The sequence below is a fragment of the Bradyrhizobium tropiciagri genome, from assembly GCF_018130505.1.
Classification (GTDB): domain Bacteria; phylum Pseudomonadota; class Alphaproteobacteria; order Rhizobiales; family Xanthobacteraceae; genus Bradyrhizobium; species Bradyrhizobium tropiciagri_B.
On sequence record NZ_JAFCKH010000006.1, the window covers coordinates 402366 to 419861 of the forward strand.

The following is a 17496-nucleotide window of genomic DNA, read 5'->3' on the forward strand; positions in this document are numbered from 1 at the left end:
GAGAGGACGAACGCCAAGACAGCGGCGAACATCGCTCGTTTGGGTCGGGCCAAGTGATCCAACTCCCTTGCTGACTTTCGTCCGGTGATAGTGCACTCCATTTGTCTGAAGCCAATCAAAATCAACCAAAGATAAACAGCTAACGACCGGACACGCTGTAATTAAACTTGAAAATGTTTAGGATTGTGGCCTCACCGGTCCTAGGCTCAGAGTGCCGGCATGGCTGCGTTCGGGAGGATAGCCGACCGGGCCGCGATGGTCGGCTTTTGACCCATTGCGGACATCCAACGATTACCGTGGCCCGGCCCATGCAGCACAAGCTCCAGTCTGGAGAACCAGTTAAACGCGTCGCGTGAAGGCTCCGTCAACAACCAGATTCAATCCGGTGACATAGCTCGCAGCCGGGCTCGCCGTGAACGCGACGACGTTTGCGATTTCATCGGGATGCGCCATCCGCCCCATTGGAATCATCTTTACCGCATTTTGGAAGCGTTCAGGTTCCTGCTTCTTGATCTGATCCCAAGCACCACCGTCGAAGAATGTCGAACCAGGGCTGATGACGTTGGCGCGTATCCCCTTGGGTGCGACAGTTCGGGCCAATGACTTGATGTAGAAGTGCAGCGCTGCCTTGATGGCTCCGTAAGATACCATCGTATAGGAGTTGAGTTCGGAATCTTCCACTCCCCCAATCGAACCGATAGCCACTATGCTGCCTGACCGCGATTGCTCAATATGCGGCATAGCGGCCTCGACAGCCGTCACCGTGTGGATCAAATCGACATCCAATGCGGCGTGAAACGCTTCACTACTCAGGCCGAAAGATAGAGCGCTGGCATTTGCCACCAAAATGTCGATACCGCCAAGTGCCGCTGCCGCGCCTTCGACCCAATCCCGAAGCGCTGTAGTGTCCCTCACGTCTACGGCGTCTCCCCACGCCGTTACACCTTTGGACTCCAACTCCTTGACTGTATCCTCGACGGTTTCTGCGTTGCGCGCACAAATCGCGACGTTAGCTCCCTCCGCTGCAAGGCGTTCGGCAATGGCACGCCCGATTCCCCGACTTGCGCCGGTCACAAGTGCTTTTTTTCCGGCAAGTTGAAGGTCCATTTCGTCGGCTCCATCTGCCCGGTTTTTGCGTTTTAGGAAGACACGCCTACCGGAGAGTAACGCTGCTAGTTGGGCTGAGACAATGGTCGTCTGAGCTTACTTCTTGGCGCCCGCTTGTGGCCCGTAGCCGACGTTTTCTCAAAACGCCACACTGTCCGCTGCCAGGAGGGAAGCCGACCAGCTCAAGCGGACGCCGTGGTCGGCTTGTGACCCACATCGGACGTCAACATCTGCGCCACGACGCCTCTAGCCCTAAGTACGCCGACCGTCCCCCCGCTGCCGGACATCGGCATTCATTCGCCATATAGGACGTCTCGCGGATCGTAACCTCGATGCGCAGCGAGGTAGTCGATCTCACTGCGCGTAATAGCGATATCCATTAGCTCCCTGTCACTCAGGTTGCACAGGTCGGCCAGCAATGTCTGCCGTTTGCGCCACTCCTGAAATGCATTCCAATATGGTTCGAGAGGACTGTAGACCTGCCGCCTTGCGGTGAGCGGTCCGAGCTTGGTGGTCCCGCGGATCGTGCTCATGTGGGTGTGTCCTGTCTGGACTGTTCACAAGGCAGAAGTTGCCGCAAGATGCGCTGCGCGCTTAACCGGTGGGTTACATTTTTCTTACCGACGGCTTACTCTCCATGCGCTGGTATAGAGGTGCCCCCGGGAAGGAATGGCAGGTTGCGCTATCTTTTCGAGGAATACACATTCGACACCGACCGGCGCGAGCTGCATCGGGGGACCGATGCGGTGTCGGTCACGCCACAGGTTTTTGACCTGCTCGATTACCTGATCCGCAACAGGGAAAGGGTCGTCAGCAAGGACGACCTGATCGACGCCATCTGGAATGGGCGCAGCGTATCTGACGCGGCGCTGACGACCCGCCTGAATGCTGCCCGGGGTGCGATCGGCGATTCCGGCGAGGAACAGCGCTTCATCAAGACATTACCGCGCAAGGGCTTCCGCTTCGTCGGCCAGGTGCGGGAGGCGCAAGAGGTTGCGAGCCCAGATCCGGGCGATACGCCCGAGAGCGCCCCAGCACTTCCCGACAAGCCCTCCATCGCCGTGCTGCCGTTCGCCAACATGTCCGGCGATCCCGATCAGGAGTATTTCGCGGACGGGATGGTCGAGGAGATCACGACCGCGCTTTCGCGGTTCAAATGGTTGTTCGTGATCGCGCGCAATTCGAGTTTCACCTTCAAGGGCAAAGCCGTCGACATCAAGGAAGTCGGACGCAGGCTTGGCGTGCGCTATGTTCTTCAGGGGGCGGTGCGCAATGCGTCGGGGAAAGTTCGCATCACGGGCCAGTTGATTGAAGCGGCTACGGGCGCACACATTTGGGCGGACAAATTCGAGCGCGACATGACTGACATTTTCGCGCTGCAAGACGACGTCACGCTCGCCGTTGTCACAGCTATTCGGCCAAGGTTGTTACAAGCAGAGATCGCACTGGCGAGGCGGCGGCGACCAGAAGACCTTACCGCGTATGACCTTTATCTCCGGGCCACACAGCAAGCCGTCCGATCGACCCGCGAAGGTTTGACCGAGGCGCTCCGCCTGCTCCAGCGTGCCTTTGAGCTTGACCCTCGGTTCGCCGCTGCCGCTGGTCTGGCAGGTGCTTGTCACGCGGAAAATGTGGTGAGGGGCTATGCCATCGAGCCCCAATTCGAACGCAGGGAAGCCGTTCGGCTCATGCGCGCGGCATTGAACCTCGACGATGGCGATCCAGACACGTTGGCAACCGCTGCGTTGGTCTCGGCACTTCTGGTCGGCGATTGTGAGACTGAGATCGAGATGTCCGACCGGTCGGTTGCTCTCAACCCGAATTCATTTCGCACATGGAACTGCAGAGGTTGGGTCTACAAGGTTGCAGGCCTGCCAGAAGAAGCGATCCGCAGCTTTGAGCGTGCCGTGCGGATGAGTCCGTTAGATCTGGAGCAATACACAGCCTTAACCGGGATGGGATTTGCCCTTATCGAGCTTCGTCGCTTTGACGAGGCCGTCCGGGCAGGGAGGAAGGCCCAGCGTCAGAACTCTTCCTATCCGGGACCATACCGCTGCCTCGCGTCAGCTTTCGCCCATCTCGGACGCGACGCTGAAGCCCATGAGGCGGCGGCCCGCATGCTTGAGATCGACCCCGCCTTCACGATATCGGCGTGGATCGCTCGGAGCCAGCTATCAATAAATGCGAAGCTGATGATTGATGGTTTGCGGAAAGCGGGGCTGCCCGAGTAGCTCTCCAACGTCCACGGAGTGACCGAATGCGACGCTCTTCTGCGGCGCATGACTCCACAATTGGCCTTTCTCGGACCTCATCGCACGGTCTGCGGGTGTCTGCTCACAGAGGACTAGCGGACTTCGGCGGAAATGCCGCCGACTTCCGAGTGTGACCCAAAACAGACATCTTGTTCTGAGACCGTGTCGCCACGCCCTGAGTGGTGTTGCGGGTTATCAGCCATGGATGGCCTTTATGAGGTATTTGACGCAGGCAATACTCGCGCTTTCGGTTACTGTCGTTGCGAGCAAGGCGATGGCATGGGAATACGAGATTTTCGCTCCCATCGCGGGCGAGTATACCGTTGTTGAACGCTTCGATCACAAGAACAGACAACTCTATCGCTGCGTCGCATCCATCGACATAGATGCTAACAAGGTCAGCGCTCGATGCACCGAGACGGCTGGGCTTCCGATTTGGAAATCGGCTGCCGGCGGACCCAACTTGCAAAAGGCGATGTCAAATACGTTCAGTAGCGTACCCCTCGGCTTTTGGCAGATTGACCACACCACCGGAAGGACCGAGTTTTGCGTCTTTGGTTCGGCTCGGTGTAGCGACGCAACCCCGAAATAGATGGATGCGTCGTCCCATAAAGCAACTTGCGAGTGACCTCACTCAACGTCGATGTCGGCTTCTGGCCCATCGCGACATTTGTTGCGGTTGCGCAAAAGAGGTCGGTATCGGATCGAAGCGGACTTCGTCACCGGTCTATAAGTGCACGGCCTGGAGCGGGATCACAATTTCGGAATATTGGAAGAATACCCCTGAGTTGCCCGACGTGTCAAGTTGCCTGGTCGGGCGCCGCCTGCTGCCGGCTACTGTGCATGGGGTTGTTTTCGCCATTTTGGCAATGTCGAGCAGGGGCGGCAGTTGCGCGGCGGTCTTCCCCCGCGACAAACGCGGTACGCGTTTGCGCGGAGGCCATGAGCAAACAAAGGTCAGGCGAAGCCGTACAGCCGCGCCGGATTGTCGACCAGGATAGTCTTGCGGATCGCGGCATCCGGCGCCCACACCGGAAGCTGGTTGAGCAGGCGGCCGTCGTCGATCTGGAACAGCGGCGTCACATCGCTGATCTGCTTGCCGGCCGGCGTCACCGAATCGGGGTGCGGCCAGTCGGTGCCCCAGACGATGCGCTCGGCATTGGCCGCGATCAGCGCCTTCGCCAGCGGCGCGGCGTCCGGATAATCAGGCCCGAGCTTGGAGGCGCGGTAGGCGCCGGAGATCTTGACGTAGGCCTTGCCGGACTTGACCAGCTCGAGCAGGTCGGCAAATCCGGGTTGATCGACGCCCTGCGCGGCGACGGCGCCGCCGAAATGGTCGAACACCACGGGGATGGGCGAGGCCGCGACCTGGTCCTTGATCGCGGTGATCATCGCAAGGCTGGTGAACAGCTGCACATGCCAGCCGCGCGCCTTCATCCGCTCGACCGCGGCCGCGAAGCGCTGCCGGCCGACATTGGGATCGTTGACGCCGCCGGTGGCAAGGTTGAGACGGATGCCGCGGAAGCCGGCCTTGTGCATGGCATCGAGGTCGCCCTCGCTGGTCTTGTCGTCGATCACGGCCACCCCGCGCGCGGTGGCGCCGCGGGCGGTCATGCCGAACAGCGAGGACGAGTTGTCCGGGCCGTAGACGCTCGGGGTGACGATCACCACGCGCTCGATCTTCAGCGCCTTGTGCAGCGCGCTCATCTCCTCCGGCGAAGCCAGCTCCGGCGTATAGACGCGGCCGGCGAAGAACGGGAATTTCGCGGGATCGCCATGGATGTGGGTATGGCAGTCACACGCGCCGGCAGGCACGTCGAAACTGACCGGGGTCGATGGTTGCGCTGCCTTGGAAAATGCGTTGCTGCTGCTCATGCTCACTCCCGTCGCGATGGAAGCCAGCATCATACTGCGTCGCGTCAGCATTGGACGTCTCCCTGCGTGCTCGTCTGTTATGCGCGTGGCTCGCGCGCCGGCGTTATGGCCAGCCGGCGGGCAGGGAGGTTATCGGCGGATCGCGCTTGCGGGAAGGGGCACTTGCTCGCGGAGCGAGTGGTTCCAAAAGGTCTATTGTCCCGACGGCGTGCGCAGGCCGTGCCAGGCGTCGCGCACCTGATGGTAGTGCACTTCGGGCAGGTAGTCCGGCGTCTTCAGGTTCAGCGTCTTGACGTCGAGCCGTCCGCTCGCGCTCAGCAGCGTGTAGGAGGCGATCACGCGGTCGCGCTGCGCGCCGATCAGCCGCGCCCGGGCCGAGATCAGATCCTGCTGCGCGTTGAGCACGTCGACCGTGGTGCGCTGGCCGCCGGCGGCTTCCTTCTGCACGCCGGCGAGCGCGACCTCGGCCGCCTTGACCTCGGATTCGGAGGCCGAGACCGCGATCTTGGCGCCCTCATTGGCGACCCAGGCGCTGACCACGGCGGTCTTGGCCTGGTTGCGGACCTGGTCGAGCACCAGCCGGCTCTGCGCCGCGACTTCCTTGGCCTGCCGGGTCTGCGATGCCGCGGTGCCGCCGTCATAGATCGGTTGGGTGACCTGGCCGATCACCGACGCCTGATCGGTCCCGAAGCTGCCGAGCGTGGTGTCGGTGTCGCGGCTGCGGCTGACGCTGCCCTGCACCGAGACGTTCGGCAGCAGGCTGCCTTCGGCGACGCGGATCGTGGTCGAGGCGACATCGACGTCAAAGCCTGCCGCCATCACCGCCGGATGCTCGCGCAGCGCGAGGCCGATCGCATCCTCGCGGCTGCGCGGCAGCAGCCGGTCGATGGTCTCCGCGGCACGCAGTTGCGAGGGCGAATTGCCGACCACCTGCGCGTAGGTCGCCTGGCTGATCGCGAGGTTGACCTCGGCGGCGTTGAGGTCGGATCGGCCGCGGTTGAGGCGGGCCTCGGCCTGGGCGGTATCGGTCGGCGTCACGTCGCCGGCGTTGAGGCGCCGCTCGGTGATCGACTGCGTCTCCTTCAGGAAGGCGACGTTGGCGCGCTGGGCGTCGACCAGCGTCTGGTTGGCCAGCACGTTGGTATAGGCGGTGACGGCATCGAGCAGCACGCCCTGGCCGACATTGCGCAGCGCCTCGCGGCCGGAGCTCACCTGCAACTCGGCGACCCGCACGCTGTTGGCGGTCTTGAAGCCGTTGAACAGGGTCTGCGTCACCGTGACCCCGATCTGCCAGGGCTTCAGCGTCGCACTCTGGATGACATTGCCGGGCAGCTGGTCGCGGACCTGCTGCAGGCCGACGGAAAGTCCGGCGCTGATCTGCGGCCGGTAGCCGGCCAGCGCCTGCGGCACGTTCTCGTCGGTGGCACGCTGGCGTGCCCGTTCGGCATTGAGCGCCGGATTGCTCTGGTACGCCTTGACCAGCGCTTCCGGCAGGCTCTCGGCGCGCGCGCCGGGGCTCGCCAGCAGCGCCCATGTCAGGGCAACAAGGCAGATGCCCGACAAAAGCACGCGCTTCCCGACCCGACCAACCCTGGCGGTACGCTCAACCATGTGATCCCGCAAACCAAACTCCGGCAGTCCGCCCCCGCCGACGCCCTCGACACATCTACCTGTTTAGGGGCCGGTGCCGCCACAGACAAACCGCCGCGCGACATCTGCACATCATTTCCGTTCTTGTCTGTTGCCGGTTCGTCACAGGCGAGGCTGAATGTCATATGAAGTATAGACTCAAACCGCCGCCCGCCGATTCCGCGGCGAGAGTTATCCACCGACTGTCCGGACCGATCGCGAATGCCGAAGATTTACTCTGATCCCGAGGCGGTCGCGGAACACATCATCCGTGACGTCGGAACCAATCTGGTGGTCGGGCTGCCGCTCGGCCTCGGCAAGGCCAACCACATCGTCAACGCATTGTATGCGCGGGCCAAGGCCGATCGTTCGATCAACCTGACACTGCTGTCGGCGCTGACGCTGGAGAAACCGAAACCGAAGAACATGCTCGAGCAACGGTTCATCACACCGGTGATCGACCGGCTGTTCGGCGGCTATCCGGATCTCGCTTACGCCGATGCGCTGCATGCAGGCAATCTGCCGCCGAACATCAAGGTGATCGAATTCTTCTTCCTCGCGGGGCAATGGCTCTATCAGCCGTTCGCGCAGCAGCACTATATCTCGGCGAATTATACCCACGCGGCGTCGTACCTGTTGTCACGCGGGATGAACGTCGTCACCCAGCTGGTCGCCAAGCGCGTGGTCGACGGCGAGACGCGCTACAGCCTGAGCTGCAACACCGACACCACGCTCGACGCCCTGCGTGCCCGCGCCCAAGGCGGCGCGTCGTTCAAATTGTTCGCACAGGTCAATTCCGAGCTGCCGTTCATGCCGGGGGCCGGTGATCTGCCGGCGGATGAATTCGCCGCGGTGCTCGACAGTCCCGACTGCGACTTTCCGCTGTTCGCGCCGCCGTCGGAGCCGATCAGCGACACCAAATATGCGATCGGGCTGCACGCCGCCGGCCTGATCCGCGACGGCGGTTCGCTGCAGATCGGCATCGGCCAGGTCGGCGACGCGCTGGCGCAGGGACTCGTGGTTCGTCATCGCGACAATAAGGCTTTCCACGGCATCATGCAGCGGCTCGCCCCGGAGAGCGCGCAACTCGCCGCGGCGGAGACCGGACCATTCGAGAAGGGGCTCTACGGCGTCAGCGAGATGCTGTTCGAGGCGTTCCTCGCCCTGATCGATGCCGGCATCCTCAGGCGCGAGGTCGACGGCGTGATCCTGCACGGCGCCTTCTTCCTCGGACCGCAATCGTTCTACCGGACACTGCGCAAGATGCCGCCGGAGCAGCTGGCGCGGATCCAGATGATGCCGGTGTCCTTTACCAACGAGATCTTCGGCGACGAGGAGGGCAAGCGCCGCGCCCGGGTCGACGCGCGCTTCGTCAACAACGCGATGATGGCGACGCTGCTCGGCGCTGCGGTTTCCGATGGTCTCGAGAACGGCCAGGTGGTGAGCGGTGTCGGCGGCCAGTACAATTTCGTGGCGCAGGCCTTCGCGCTCGAGGGCGCGCGCTCGGTGCTGGCGCTGGAGGCGACGCGGCCGTCGGGCAGGCAGACGCTGTCGAACATCCGCTGGTCGTATGGTCACGTCACCATTCCGCGGCACCTGCGCGATATCTTCGTCACCGAATATGGCGTCGCCGATGTGCGCGGCAAATCCGACGCCGATATCGTCGCGGCGATGCTGCAGGTGTCGGATTCCCGCTTCCAGAACGAATTGATGCGGCAGGCCAAGGACGCCGGCAAGCTGCCGCGCGCGTTCGAAATTCCCGCGGCTCACCGCGAGAACTATCCGGAACGGATCCGCGCCGCGCTCAAGCCGGCGCGCGAGGCGGGGTTGCTGCCGTCATTTCCATTCGGCAGCGATTTCACCGATGTCGAGCAGCGGCTGATCCCGGCACTGCAGATCCTGCAGCAGGCCCAGCGCACGCCGCTGCAACTGGCTGGCCTGTTGTGGCAGGGCATGCGGCATCCGCCCGATGCGGAGAACCGCGAATGCCTTGCGCGGCTCCGCCTCGACAAGCCGACGCACTTTGCCGAGCGCGCCTATCGCGCGCTGGTCAACGCGGCGCTGCAGCGGAGCCGAACGGGTTAGCGGTTCTTGTTGACCGGCTTGCGCTTCTCGATGAACGCCGCCATGCCCTCGGAGCGATCCTCGAGCGCGAAGGTCGAGTGGAACAGATTGCGCTCGACATTCATGCCTTCGGCGAGCGGCGTCTCGAAGGCGCGGTTGACGGCTTCCTTGGCCATCGCAGCCGCCGGCTGCGACATCGAGGCAATTTTCTCCGCGGCGGCGAGTGCTTCTTCCATCAGCTTGTCGGCGGGGACGATCCGGGACACCAGGCCCGAGCGCTCGGCTTCGGCGGCATCCATCATCCGCCCGGTGAGGCAGAGATCCATCGCCTTCGACTTGCCGATCGCCCGCGTCAGCCGCTGCGTGCCGCCGATGCCGGGGATGGTGCCGAGCGTGATCTCCGGCTGGCCGAACTTGGCGGTGTCGGCGGCGATGATGATGTCGCACATCATCGCAAGTTCGCAGCCGCCGCCCAGCGCATAGCCGGCGACCGCGGCGATGGTCGGCTTGCGGCAGCGCGCGACACGGTCGCCGCCGATCGCGGTGAAGTCGCTGTTGAACATGTCGATGAAGCCCTTCGGCTGCATCTCCTTGATGTCGGCGCCGGCCGCGAAGGCCTTCTCGCTGCCGGTGATCAGGAGACAGCCGATCTTGTCATCGGCCTCGAGATCGTCGACCGCCGCGGCAATCTCGCGGAACACGCCGAACGACAGCGCATTCAGCATTTTCGGCCGGTTCAGCGTGATGATGCCGACCGGCCCCTTGCTCTCGACGATGATGAATTCAAACGTAGCCATAGACGCAACCCCGTGCCTGATTTGGCGGGCAATGTGCCTGCTGGCGGATTGCGCTTCAAGTGCCTGAAAGCAGGCCCCTGGACGCGGGTGTTCGGGCCGCGCTGGGGCGCCAAACGGCGCCGCAGCCGCGACCGGAGGCCGGCTAGGCCATGAACATGCGTGCGGCGGAGGCCACTGTCAGCAGGGCGCCGAAGCCGATGAAGATCTTGCCGATCAGCGACGTCTCGTCCCAGCTCGCGCTTTCGCCGCTCGCGACGGCCTGCGCCGGCTTGGCTTGCGCCACGGTAACGGTCTGCGGCTGGGCGGGCGGCGCCTCCTGCTGGACCACCTGCGGCGGCTGGGCCGGGGGCTGCGGTTCCGCCGGCTGTTCCTGCTGCAGGGCACGGTCGACGTCGTTGAGCTGGTCGGACGCGACCACGCTGTTCTCGGCGGCCGGCTGCGCCTCGGCGGACTTGTCGGCGGCGGCCAGCATGGGTTTGCCTGCCGCAGGCACCACGGCCGCATTGTCGACCCCTGGGGTCAGCTCGGCATTGGCGTTGGCGACCGAGGCGGGAATGGCTGCCGAAGGTGCGGCGCCAGCCTTCTTGCTCTCGGACTTGTCGGCGGACTTCGACGATTGGCGGTGCGCGGAGCGCTTGCCCTGCTGCGAACTCTGCCGGACGGATTTACCGGTCGCCGCGCTGTCGGACGTCGACGCCGAGGTGTCCGAACCGGCGGCGCGCGCCGGCAGCGGGCCCGCGAGGCACACGAATAGCCCTGTCACAGCGATCAAGGCCAAGCCTCCACTGGCTTTGATTTTCATTGGATTATCTCCCCATTAAGCCCGCCCACGGCAGCGAATGAGACCCTGCTGCGTGTCCACACCGGGGCAAAAAATGGGAATCTTCGGGCCACAGCGGGCGAAAACTGGGCAATCCGCCTTTGCCGGCTTGCTGGAAGGCGGCGGCACACGATGCGTGTCGATCCGATCAATGATATGAGCCGAAACCTTGCGGAAAGGCGCCGGAGCGATTCTTTCGGCCGGACGTCGCCGCGGCTTGGCCGGAAGATGACATCACGAGTTCGTGATATTTCGGCTCGGCGCGTAACGAATTGAAAGATCGGCCGAATTGCAATTCAGGAGCCTGCGTGCGTGAACGTGAGGACGAGTGGACCGGCCTGATGCGGTCGGCCATTTCGGGCGATGACGCTGCCTATCATCGCCTGCTCAAGGCCATCACGCCGGTGCTCCGCGCCGCGGCGCGCCGGGGTTTGGCGCGCGCCGGCCAACCGGTCGATCAGTCCGAGGACATCGTGCAGGACATTTTGCTGGCGGTACATTTGAAGCGGCAGACCTGGGACAGCAGCGCCCCGTTTGCGCCCTGGCTGTTCGCGATCGCGCGCAACAAACTGATCGACGCGCTGCGCCGTCGCGGCCGGCGCATCTTCGTCAACATCGACGATTTCGCCGAGACGCTACCCGGCGAAACGCCCGAGCCGACGGCGTCGGCTGGCGAGGTGGCCGCCCAGTTGCAGACCTTGCCCGCGCGGCAGCGTGATGTGTTGCAGTCGATCGCGGTCGACAGCGCCTCGATCAAGGACACGGCGGCGAAATTCTCGATGAGCGAGGGCGCGGTGCGGGTCGCGCTGCATCGTGGACTGACGAGCCTCACGGCGAAATTACGGGACCGCTGAGCATGGATACCGAGCAACTCATTCGAACCCTGGCGGCCGACAACACCTATCGCACGCGCCCGATCGGCCTCGCGCTGATGCTGGCGCTGCTGGCGGCGGCGCCGGTCTCGCTGCTGATCTTCTTCGCCGAGCTCGGCGTGCGGCCCGACGTGATGACCGCGATGCGCAATCCGTTCTTCGACCTGAAGTTCGCGGTCACGCTGGCGCTCGCCGCCGCCGCGATCGCGGTGAGCCTGCATCTGTCGCGGCCGGAAGCCTCGCTGCGCGGTTTCGGCTGGTGGCTGCTGGTGCCGGCCGGCATCCTCGTCGCCGCCATCAGCGGCGAGATGATGATGCCGCAGCGCGCGCCGATGATGACGCGACTGGTCGGCAAGAACTCGATGGCCTGCATGACCGCGATCCCCGCGATGTCGCTGCCGCTGCTGATCGGCGCGCTGTACGGGCTGCGGCAGGGCGCCCCGACGCGGCCCGCGGTTGCGGGCGCGGTCGCCGGCCTGCTGTCGGCGGGTCTCGCCGCGACCGTCTATGCGTCGCACTGCACCGACGACTCGCCGCTGTTCGTTGCGACCTGGTACACGCTGGCGACGGCGATCGTTGCGAGTGTCGGCGCGCTGATGGGCCGGCGGGCGCTGCGGTATTGATTTGATCGTAGCGCCGTAGCCCGGATGGAGCGAAGCGCAATCCGGGGTCTTCTCTGCGGATAGACTGGTCCCGGATTACGCTGCGCTCCATCCGGGCTACAGATCGATCCGGTGATCGGAGATCACGCCGCGGGCGCGGACTGCTGCATGCGGTGGAAGCGGAGCACCTGCTGGGCGGTCGACGGCCGCAGCCGCTCGTAGGTGTCCTTGCAGGCCTGCAGGTCGGTCGGCTCGCCGCCCAGGATGTCGTCGCGCAGATTGATGATCGCGCGCACCGTCGACCACGACAGGGCCGACACCTTGGCAAGGATCATCACGCCCTCGGCCCGGGTTTCCATCATCATGTTCTCGGCGACGCCGACCGTGACGTTGGCGAGCGCCGCGAGCGAGGCATTGGTTTCGTCGAATTTGCCGGCCTCGGCGAACGATGCGAGTTGGAATTCGTCGAGCCGGCCGTCCTGGTAGAGGGATTTGACCAGGGCATGCGCGATCGTGGTGTCGCGGGTGACGGCGCCGGGCGCCGAGCGGGCGCGCCGCGTCGCTTCCTTGACCGCGGTCGGGATCTCCTTGGCCTGCTGCGGGATGGCAGCCTCGAGGCGCTGCCGAACGGTGTCGGATGCCTTGGCGACCAGCTTGAGATAGAGATGCCGCGGAATGGTCGGGCGCAGCCCGACGCAGGTCGACAGATTGTCGTCGCCCTCGGCGCGGCTGACCAGGCGGGTGAAGCCGCGTTCGGTGAACTCGGCGCCGGGATTGTTGACCGTGCTCTGGATCACCTCGTCATTGCCGCGCAGCACCAGCACGTCGGTGACGGCGCCGCTCAGCGTCGCCCGGTTCGAGATGGCGAGCAAATGCGCCTGGCTCTTGCTGCGCGCGGTCTCGATCAGGATGTCGTCGTCGAGCCGCATCGACTGCGTCAGCACCGGGCCGGCGACCTCGATCAGATCGTCGAAGGCGAGGGTGCGGATGGTCCGCGGCGGCGCTGTGTCGATCGGGGCAAGGCGGCTCGCAAGCAGCGCCTTGGCCGAGCTCTCGATGTGGTCGAGCAGGCACTGGAAGACGTCGTCGAACAGCCCGATCTGCTGGTCGGAATAGTTCACCGAACCGTTGATGAAGAGGTCGGTGACGCGGCGAAGCGTCTCGACGCGGCGTGCGACGGTGCCGTGCGCGAGCGTCGTCTGCAACTCGTCGAGCAGACTTTCGGGGGCGGTCGCAGACTTCGAATTCATGACTCTGTCCTGGAGCGATGGCGGCGGCTTCTCCGACGCCGGTAACGAAGGATGGAACGGTCAGGCACCTGCGATGCGGTTGCGCCCCCGGGCTTTGGCCGCGTAGAGCGCGCCGTCGGCGCGGGCGAGCAATGTGTCGGAGTTTTCGCGCGGCTTCAGCGTCGTGACGCCGGCGGAGATCGTCACCTTCATGCCCGGCGAGAACGCCGACCAGTCGAGATCGGCGATGATGCCGCGCAGCCGCTCGAGCGCGCGCATGGCCTGATCCTGCGACAGATCGGGCAGCACCAGCAGAAATTCCTCGCCGCCATAGCGGCCGAAGCGATCGATGCTGCGGATATTGGCGAACATGCTGATGGCGAAGGTGCGCAGCGCCTCGTCGCCGATCGGGTGGCCGTGGACGTCGTTGATCCGCTTGAAATGGTCGAGATCGATCAGCGCGACCGCGGTGGTGCTGCCGCTGCGGGCGCTGCGCGCGATCTCCTCGTCGAGCACGCGCATGATGCTGCGGCGATTGAACGCGCCGGTCAGCTCGTCGATCTCGGCGAGCTGCTCGATGCGCCGATAGGCCTCCTTGAGCTTCAGCCCGCTCTGATACAGCGATTGCTGCATCGAGCTCGAGAAGATGCCGAGGCACATGCAGCGTCCGATGGTCAGCGCGAACACCAGCATGGTGGCGAGGCGGTCGAGCCTGGTGCCGGTCGGCATTCCGATCGGCTTGTCGGTGCCCAGGAACAGCGCGGCGAGGCCGATCACCATGACGGTCCAGATGATGGCGGTCTGCCGCGTCGATGTGCGTAACGCGCCGAAGCCGAACACCACGAACAGGTTGCAGAGGAACAGCACGCCGACTTCCGGCGCGATGTAGGTGAACACCAAGAGGTTCACCATGTTGATCGCCGATTGCGGCGCGACCAGATAGTGATCGCCGAAGCGCTCGTGGACGCCGAGCTCGGAGAGCAGCACATAGATGGCGACCAGCGTGAGGCCTGTCAGGGCATAGCCGGTCGCGACCGCAACCGACGTGGTGCCAGCATGGGCGTAGATCAGCAGCACGACGGCATCGAGCACGAAGCAGGCGCCGATCATCGACTGGATCTGGCGGCGCTGCTTGGCGCGGCGCGCCAGCCGCTCGGCCGTCAACTTCGACCGGTCGCCTTCCAGGACGCCCGCGATCGGGCCGGGAAATGACGACGCAGCGCTGCCCATGGTCTCGCCATTGCTGAAAATCGGGCGAAATCTACGGGGCAAAGCCTTTAGGTTTGGTATCTTTCGGAACCGAATCTGCTCCGTTGAAACCCGGGTCATCACCCTTGTTTCGTAAGGGGAATCCGTTTCGTTCTGACCACCTCAGGCAGTGCTTTGCGCTCCGCTCGCCGGCAGCGGCTTACGCAAGTCGTGCTGGCATGCGGGTAAAGCCTTGATATGGTCGCGCCGGAAAGTGCGGGCTGTGAGCGTGTCTAGTATTATGATACCGACTGTGGGGGATTATTCGTGTCCAGTGATTTTTTTGCCGTCGGATCGACGTCTGTGGCATAGATCACACATGCGGTCAGGACATTGCCGTAATGTGAAGAATCTTGCCTCTCGCGTCGAACCACGTCCCATCCCCCCTAGACCAACTTTGCGAGACGGCCATTGAGCGCGACACAGGCGGCTTCAGACGATGCTCTGATCGCTCGGATCGCTCAAGGCGACCGGCTCGCCATGCAGGTCCTGTACGGCCGGCATCATGTCAGGGTGTACCGTTTCGGGCTTCGGCTCGTGCGGGATGAGCAGGTCGCCGAGGATCTCATCAGCGAGGTCTTCATCGACGTGTGGCGTCAGGCGGACAAGTTCGAGGGACGATCCGCCGTTTCAACCTGGCTTCTGGCGATTACCCGGTTCAAGGCGTTGTCCGCGCTTCGGCGCCGGAAGGACGCGGAACTGGACGATGAGGCCGCGAACGCGATCGAGGACACGTCCGACGATCCGGAAACGGTGGTGCAGAAGAAGGACACCGGTGACGCGTTGCGCAAGTGCCTGACGGGACTATCCGCGGAACATCGGGAGATCGTCGATCTTGTCTACTATCACGAGAAATCCGTGGAAGACGTCGCCGAGATCGTCGGTATTCCGGAGAACACCGTGAAGACGCGGCTGTTCTATGCGCGCAAGAAACTTGCCGAGTTGCTGAAGGCAGCCGGTATCGAACGAGGTTGGCCATGAAGGCTGCGAGCAACAAGGTGCTGGAACAAGAGCCCGGCGATATCGAGACGCTGTTGCCCTGGCATGCGGCCGGCACGCTGAATGCGCGCGACGCACGCCGGGTCGAGGACGCGCTTGCGCGCGACCCGGAGCTGGCCCGGCAGTATGCGGTGATCCGCGAAGAATATGCCGAGACCATCCGGCTCAACGAGAGCCTCGGTGCGCCGTCGGCGCGCGCCATGCAGAAGCTGTTCGCGGCAATCGATGCCGAGCCCGAGCGCAAGCCGACGATGTCGGCGCGGATGTCGGCCGGTGTCTCCGAGTTCTTCGCAAAATTGTCGCCGCGGACGCTGGCCTGGTCGGCGACCGTCGGTGCGCTCGCGCTGCTGGTGCAGGCGGGCGTGATCGGAACGGTGCTGATGCAGAGCCCGTTCCAGACCGCGTCGTACGAGATTTCCGAGCGCGCAGCGCCGGGTGCTGGCGCGCCAAGTGCTGCCGCGCCGAGTGCCCCGATCACCCGCGACCTCCGTGCCGCGCCGCCGCCGGCGGCATCTGCGGAGCCGACGCGGCTGCTGGTGCGCTTCACGCCGGATGCCAGGGTTGCCGATATCAGCGCGCTGCTCGACAGCTATCACGCTTCGATCGTCGACGGCGCCAAGGGCGGACTGTTCCGCCTGCAGTTCGGCAACCGCGCGATGCCGCGCAGCGACGTCGCAGGGCTGGTCGCAAGGTTGCAGAAAGAGAAGATCGTCAGCCTCGCGGCGGAAGCGCCGTAAGCCACGGCTGACGTTTTTACCTCGGACGGCGAAAGCAATCCCAACATCGATGGACGGGCAGGGCGCCAATGCTGCGGCAAGTTGGCGCCATCTTGCCGTGCGCGCCAGGCCTGACAAACCGTCGCAGCCTGCGACGCGCTGATCACGAATAACACCTGCGTGAGCGCCGGGCCGATCACCACCGACACTATCGATCGCTTTGGGCGAATCCGCCGGAAAACACGCTGCTGCATGGTGATTTCGACGTTGCGCGGACGGAGTCAGACAGCGGAACTACGCGGCGCGAAAGTTAAAAAAATCGACTGCAGTTTGAACGTCGGCCTCCCAGCCACGACATATGAATGTGGGAGCGGTTATACCCTCCCCGGCTATATCAGGCGCGAGCGCCCATCCACCCCAAGCGCCCATATGGCTTTGACCCGTCCGGTTGTCCCCCCGGACGGGTCTTTCATTTTGGGCGTACGTTGCGGAGGCTGGCCCGACATGGTCGGGGAGGGCGACGTGCCATTCGACCCATCGCCCTTCGACGTCTGGACGCCGATGGCCACGCGGATTGTCGTGGACCATGCATCGTCAGCGCCGGGATAAGCCAACAACCCCGTAGTGACGCGGACTTCTTTGATCGGCCGCCGTCGATTAAGAATTTAGTTAGACTTTATTTACCTTTTCCACAGAATATCACCGTCTCGTCCAGTTGATTCGGTTCGTTGCGTCTGCGTCCGTTTCTCTCCCTGCGGGCAATTTGAATGACACATCGGACTGACCTGGCCAGAGGCCAGGAGATCGTTGCGCGCTGGTGCAACCTTGCCGAGCAACGACTGGATTACCTTACCGAACTGTTCGAGACCGGACGCTGGCGCCGCTATCACACCGAGCAGGATTTCCTCGAGAACATCAGGGAAGCCCGAGCCGCGGTCGAGGTCTGGCGCGACCTGCTGACGCGCGAAGCCTCGCTCGACAATTCGCCGGTCGACTTGTCCTGGCTCGGCCGCGGAAAGTCGAAATTGCCGCAGCGCGACATTTCGCCGATCCCGGAACGCAGGCCTGAGACCGCGGCACTGGTGGAAGCGACGATGAGCGCGGTGGCAGCGGCGCTGGAGACCGCGGTCGAAGTGCTGGAAGAGCCGCCCGTCGTGGCTGATGCGCCGCCGCTGCAAGTGCCGTTCCGCATCGCGCCGCCGCCGATACTCGATCTCGACACGATCCAGGCGCGCTATCCGCTGTTGCGCAACACGCTGTAGGCGGAGGCTAGCGCGCGATGCATT

The 17496-nt window shown here is 64.0% G+C and carries 15 protein-coding genes; 7 read left to right on the top strand and 8 right to left on the bottom strand.

Annotated elements, in window-relative coordinates:
- Positions 1–339: 339 nt before the first annotated feature.
- Both JQ633_RS18065 and JQ633_RS18070 read right to left on the bottom strand, forming a co-directional pair.
- Positions 340–1107, bottom strand: a complete 768-nt coding sequence (locus JQ633_RS18065) for an SDR family NAD(P)-dependent oxidoreductase (RefSeq protein WP_211986400.1) — start codon at positions 1105–1107, stop codon at positions 340–342.
- A 293-nt stretch (positions 1108–1400) separates the two neighbouring features.
- Positions 1401–1640, bottom strand: a complete 240-nt coding sequence (locus tag JQ633_RS18070) for a DUF1127 domain-containing protein (RefSeq protein ID WP_211986401.1) — start codon at positions 1638–1640, stop codon at positions 1401–1403.
- Positions 1641–1784: 144 nt separating this feature from the next.
- Here JQ633_RS18070 and JQ633_RS18075 point away from each other — a divergent pair, with 144 nt between their 5' ends.
- The gene (locus JQ633_RS18075; protein WP_249159441.1) at positions 1785–3338 is read left to right on the top strand and encodes a winged helix-turn-helix domain-containing tetratricopeptide repeat protein; all 1554 of its coding nucleotides are present in this window, start codon (positions 1785–1787) and stop codon (positions 3336–3338) included.
- Between the two features lie 978 nt (positions 3339–4316).
- On the opposite strand, the gene JQ633_RS18080 is transcribed toward JQ633_RS18075, so the two are convergent.
- Together JQ633_RS18080 and JQ633_RS18085 are read right to left on the bottom strand one after the other, a co-directional pair.
- Positions 4317–5285 carry an amidohydrolase family protein gene (locus JQ633_RS18080; protein WP_211986403.1) on the bottom strand — a complete coding sequence of 323 codons (969 nt, stop codon included), beginning with the start codon at positions 5283–5285 and terminating at the stop codon, positions 4317–4319.
- A 141-nt stretch (positions 5286–5426) separates the two neighbouring features.
- Positions 5427–6845, bottom strand: a complete 1419-nt coding sequence (locus JQ633_RS18085) for a TolC family outer membrane protein (protein WP_211986404.1) — start codon at positions 6843–6845, stop codon at positions 5427–5429.
- Positions 6846–7085: 240 nt separating this feature from the next.
- Between JQ633_RS18085 and JQ633_RS18090 the strand changes: the two genes are divergently transcribed.
- A complete protein-coding gene (locus tag JQ633_RS18090; protein WP_211986405.1) occupies positions 7086–8948 on the top strand; it encodes an acetyl-CoA hydrolase/transferase C-terminal domain-containing protein in 1863 nt (620 codons plus the stop codon).
- Here the strand turns inward: JQ633_RS18090 and JQ633_RS18095 are convergent.
- Together JQ633_RS18095 and JQ633_RS18100 are read right to left on the bottom strand one after the other, a co-directional pair.
- Entirely contained in the window at positions 8945–9724 is a 780-nt protein-coding gene (locus JQ633_RS18095; protein WP_211986406.1) for an enoyl-CoA hydratase, read from the bottom strand. The two genes, JQ633_RS18090 and JQ633_RS18095, sit on opposite strands and share 4 nt — an antisense overlap.
- 142 nt (positions 9725–9866) lie before the next feature.
- On the bottom strand, positions 9867–10526 hold the full coding sequence (locus JQ633_RS18100) for a hypothetical protein (RefSeq protein WP_211986407.1): 660 nt from the start codon (positions 10524–10526) through the stop codon (positions 9867–9869).
- 326 nt (positions 10527–10852) lie between these two features.
- Between JQ633_RS18100 and JQ633_RS18105 the strand changes: the two genes are divergently transcribed.
- Positions 10853–11398 carry a sigma-70 family RNA polymerase sigma factor gene (locus JQ633_RS18105; RefSeq protein ID WP_211986408.1) on the top strand — a complete coding sequence of 182 codons (546 nt, stop codon included), beginning with the start codon at positions 10853–10855 and terminating at the stop codon, positions 11396–11398.
- A 2-nt stretch (positions 11399–11400) separates the two neighbouring features.
- Positions 11401–12039 (top strand): NrsF family protein, encoded by a 639-nt coding sequence (locus JQ633_RS18110; protein ID WP_211986409.1) that lies wholly within the window; start codon positions 11401–11403, stop codon positions 12037–12039.
- A 122-nt stretch (positions 12040–12161) separates the two neighbouring features.
- Here JQ633_RS18110 and JQ633_RS18115 read toward each other — a convergent pair whose 3' ends face one another.
- Both JQ633_RS18115 and JQ633_RS18120 read right to left on the bottom strand, forming a co-directional pair.
- Positions 12162–13268, bottom strand: coding sequence for a DUF2336 domain-containing protein (locus JQ633_RS18115; RefSeq protein ID WP_211986410.1), 1107 nt, complete (start codon positions 13266–13268; stop codon positions 12162–12164).
- A 60-nt stretch (positions 13269–13328) separates the two neighbouring features.
- Complete coding sequence (locus JQ633_RS18120) at positions 13329–14477, bottom strand: GGDEF domain-containing protein (protein ID WP_211986411.1); 1149 nt, start codon at positions 14475–14477, stop codon at positions 13329–13331.
- A 429-nt stretch (positions 14478–14906) separates the two neighbouring features.
- Here JQ633_RS18120 and JQ633_RS18125 point away from each other — a divergent pair, with 429 nt between their 5' ends.
- The 3 genes from JQ633_RS18125 (at position 14907) to JQ633_RS18135 (ending at position 17472) form a co-directional block, all read left to right on the top strand.
- Positions 14907–15476 (top strand): sigma-70 family RNA polymerase sigma factor, encoded by a 570-nt coding sequence (locus JQ633_RS18125; RefSeq protein ID WP_211986412.1) that lies wholly within the window; start codon positions 14907–14909, stop codon positions 15474–15476.
- Entirely contained in the window at positions 15473–16231 is a 759-nt protein-coding gene (locus JQ633_RS18130) for a hypothetical protein (RefSeq protein WP_211986413.1), read from the top strand. The genes JQ633_RS18125 and JQ633_RS18130 overlap by 4 nt, the downstream gene beginning before the upstream one ends.
- A gap of 746 nt (positions 16232–16977) precedes the next feature.
- Positions 16978–17472, top strand: coding sequence for a TIGR03809 family protein (locus JQ633_RS18135; protein ID WP_211986414.1), 495 nt, complete (start codon positions 16978–16980; stop codon positions 17470–17472).
- The last annotated feature ends 24 nt before the right edge of the window (positions 17473–17496 follow it).

Bases quoted from the DNA above. Each gene is read 5' to 3' on its own strand.
- JQ633_RS18115 (WP_211986410.1), bottom strand. From the start codon at position 13,268: ATGAATTCGAAGTCTGCGACCGCCCCCGAAAGTCTGCTCGACGAGTTG.
- JQ633_RS18085 (WP_211986404.1), bottom strand. From the start codon at position 6,845: ATGGTTGAGCGTACCGCCAGGGTTGGTCGGGTCGGGAAGCGCGTGCTT.
- JQ633_RS18080 (WP_211986403.1), bottom strand. From the start codon at position 5,285: ATGCTGACGCGACGCAGTATGATGCTGGCTTCCATCGCGACGGGAGTG.
- JQ633_RS18070 (WP_211986401.1), bottom strand. From the start codon at position 1,640: ATGAGCACGATCCGCGGGACCACCAAGCTCGGACCGCTCACCGCAAGG.
- JQ633_RS18130 (WP_211986413.1), top strand. From the start codon at position 15,473: ATGAAGGCTGCGAGCAACAAGGTGCTGGAACAAGAGCCCGGCGATATC.
- JQ633_RS18090 (WP_211986405.1), top strand. From the start codon at position 7,086: ATGCCGAAGATTTACTCTGATCCCGAGGCGGTCGCGGAACACATCATC.
- JQ633_RS18110 (WP_211986409.1), top strand. From the start codon at position 11,401: ATGGATACCGAGCAACTCATTCGAACCCTGGCGGCCGACAACACCTAT.
- JQ633_RS18065 (WP_211986400.1), bottom strand. From the start codon at position 1,107: ATGGACCTTCAACTTGCCGGAAAAAAAGCACTTGTGACCGGCGCAAGT.
- JQ633_RS18120 (WP_211986411.1), bottom strand. From the start codon at position 14,477: ATGGGCAGCGCTGCGTCGTCATTTCCCGGCCCGATCGCGGGCGTCCTG.
- JQ633_RS18095 (WP_211986406.1), bottom strand. From the start codon at position 9,724: ATGGCTACGTTTGAATTCATCATCGTCGAGAGCAAGGGGCCGGTCGGC.
- JQ633_RS18135 (WP_211986414.1), top strand. From the start codon at position 16,978: ATGACACATCGGACTGACCTGGCCAGAGGCCAGGAGATCGTTGCGCGC.
- JQ633_RS18100 (WP_211986407.1), bottom strand. From the start codon at position 10,526: ATGAAAATCAAAGCCAGTGGAGGCTTGGCCTTGATCGCTGTGACAGGG.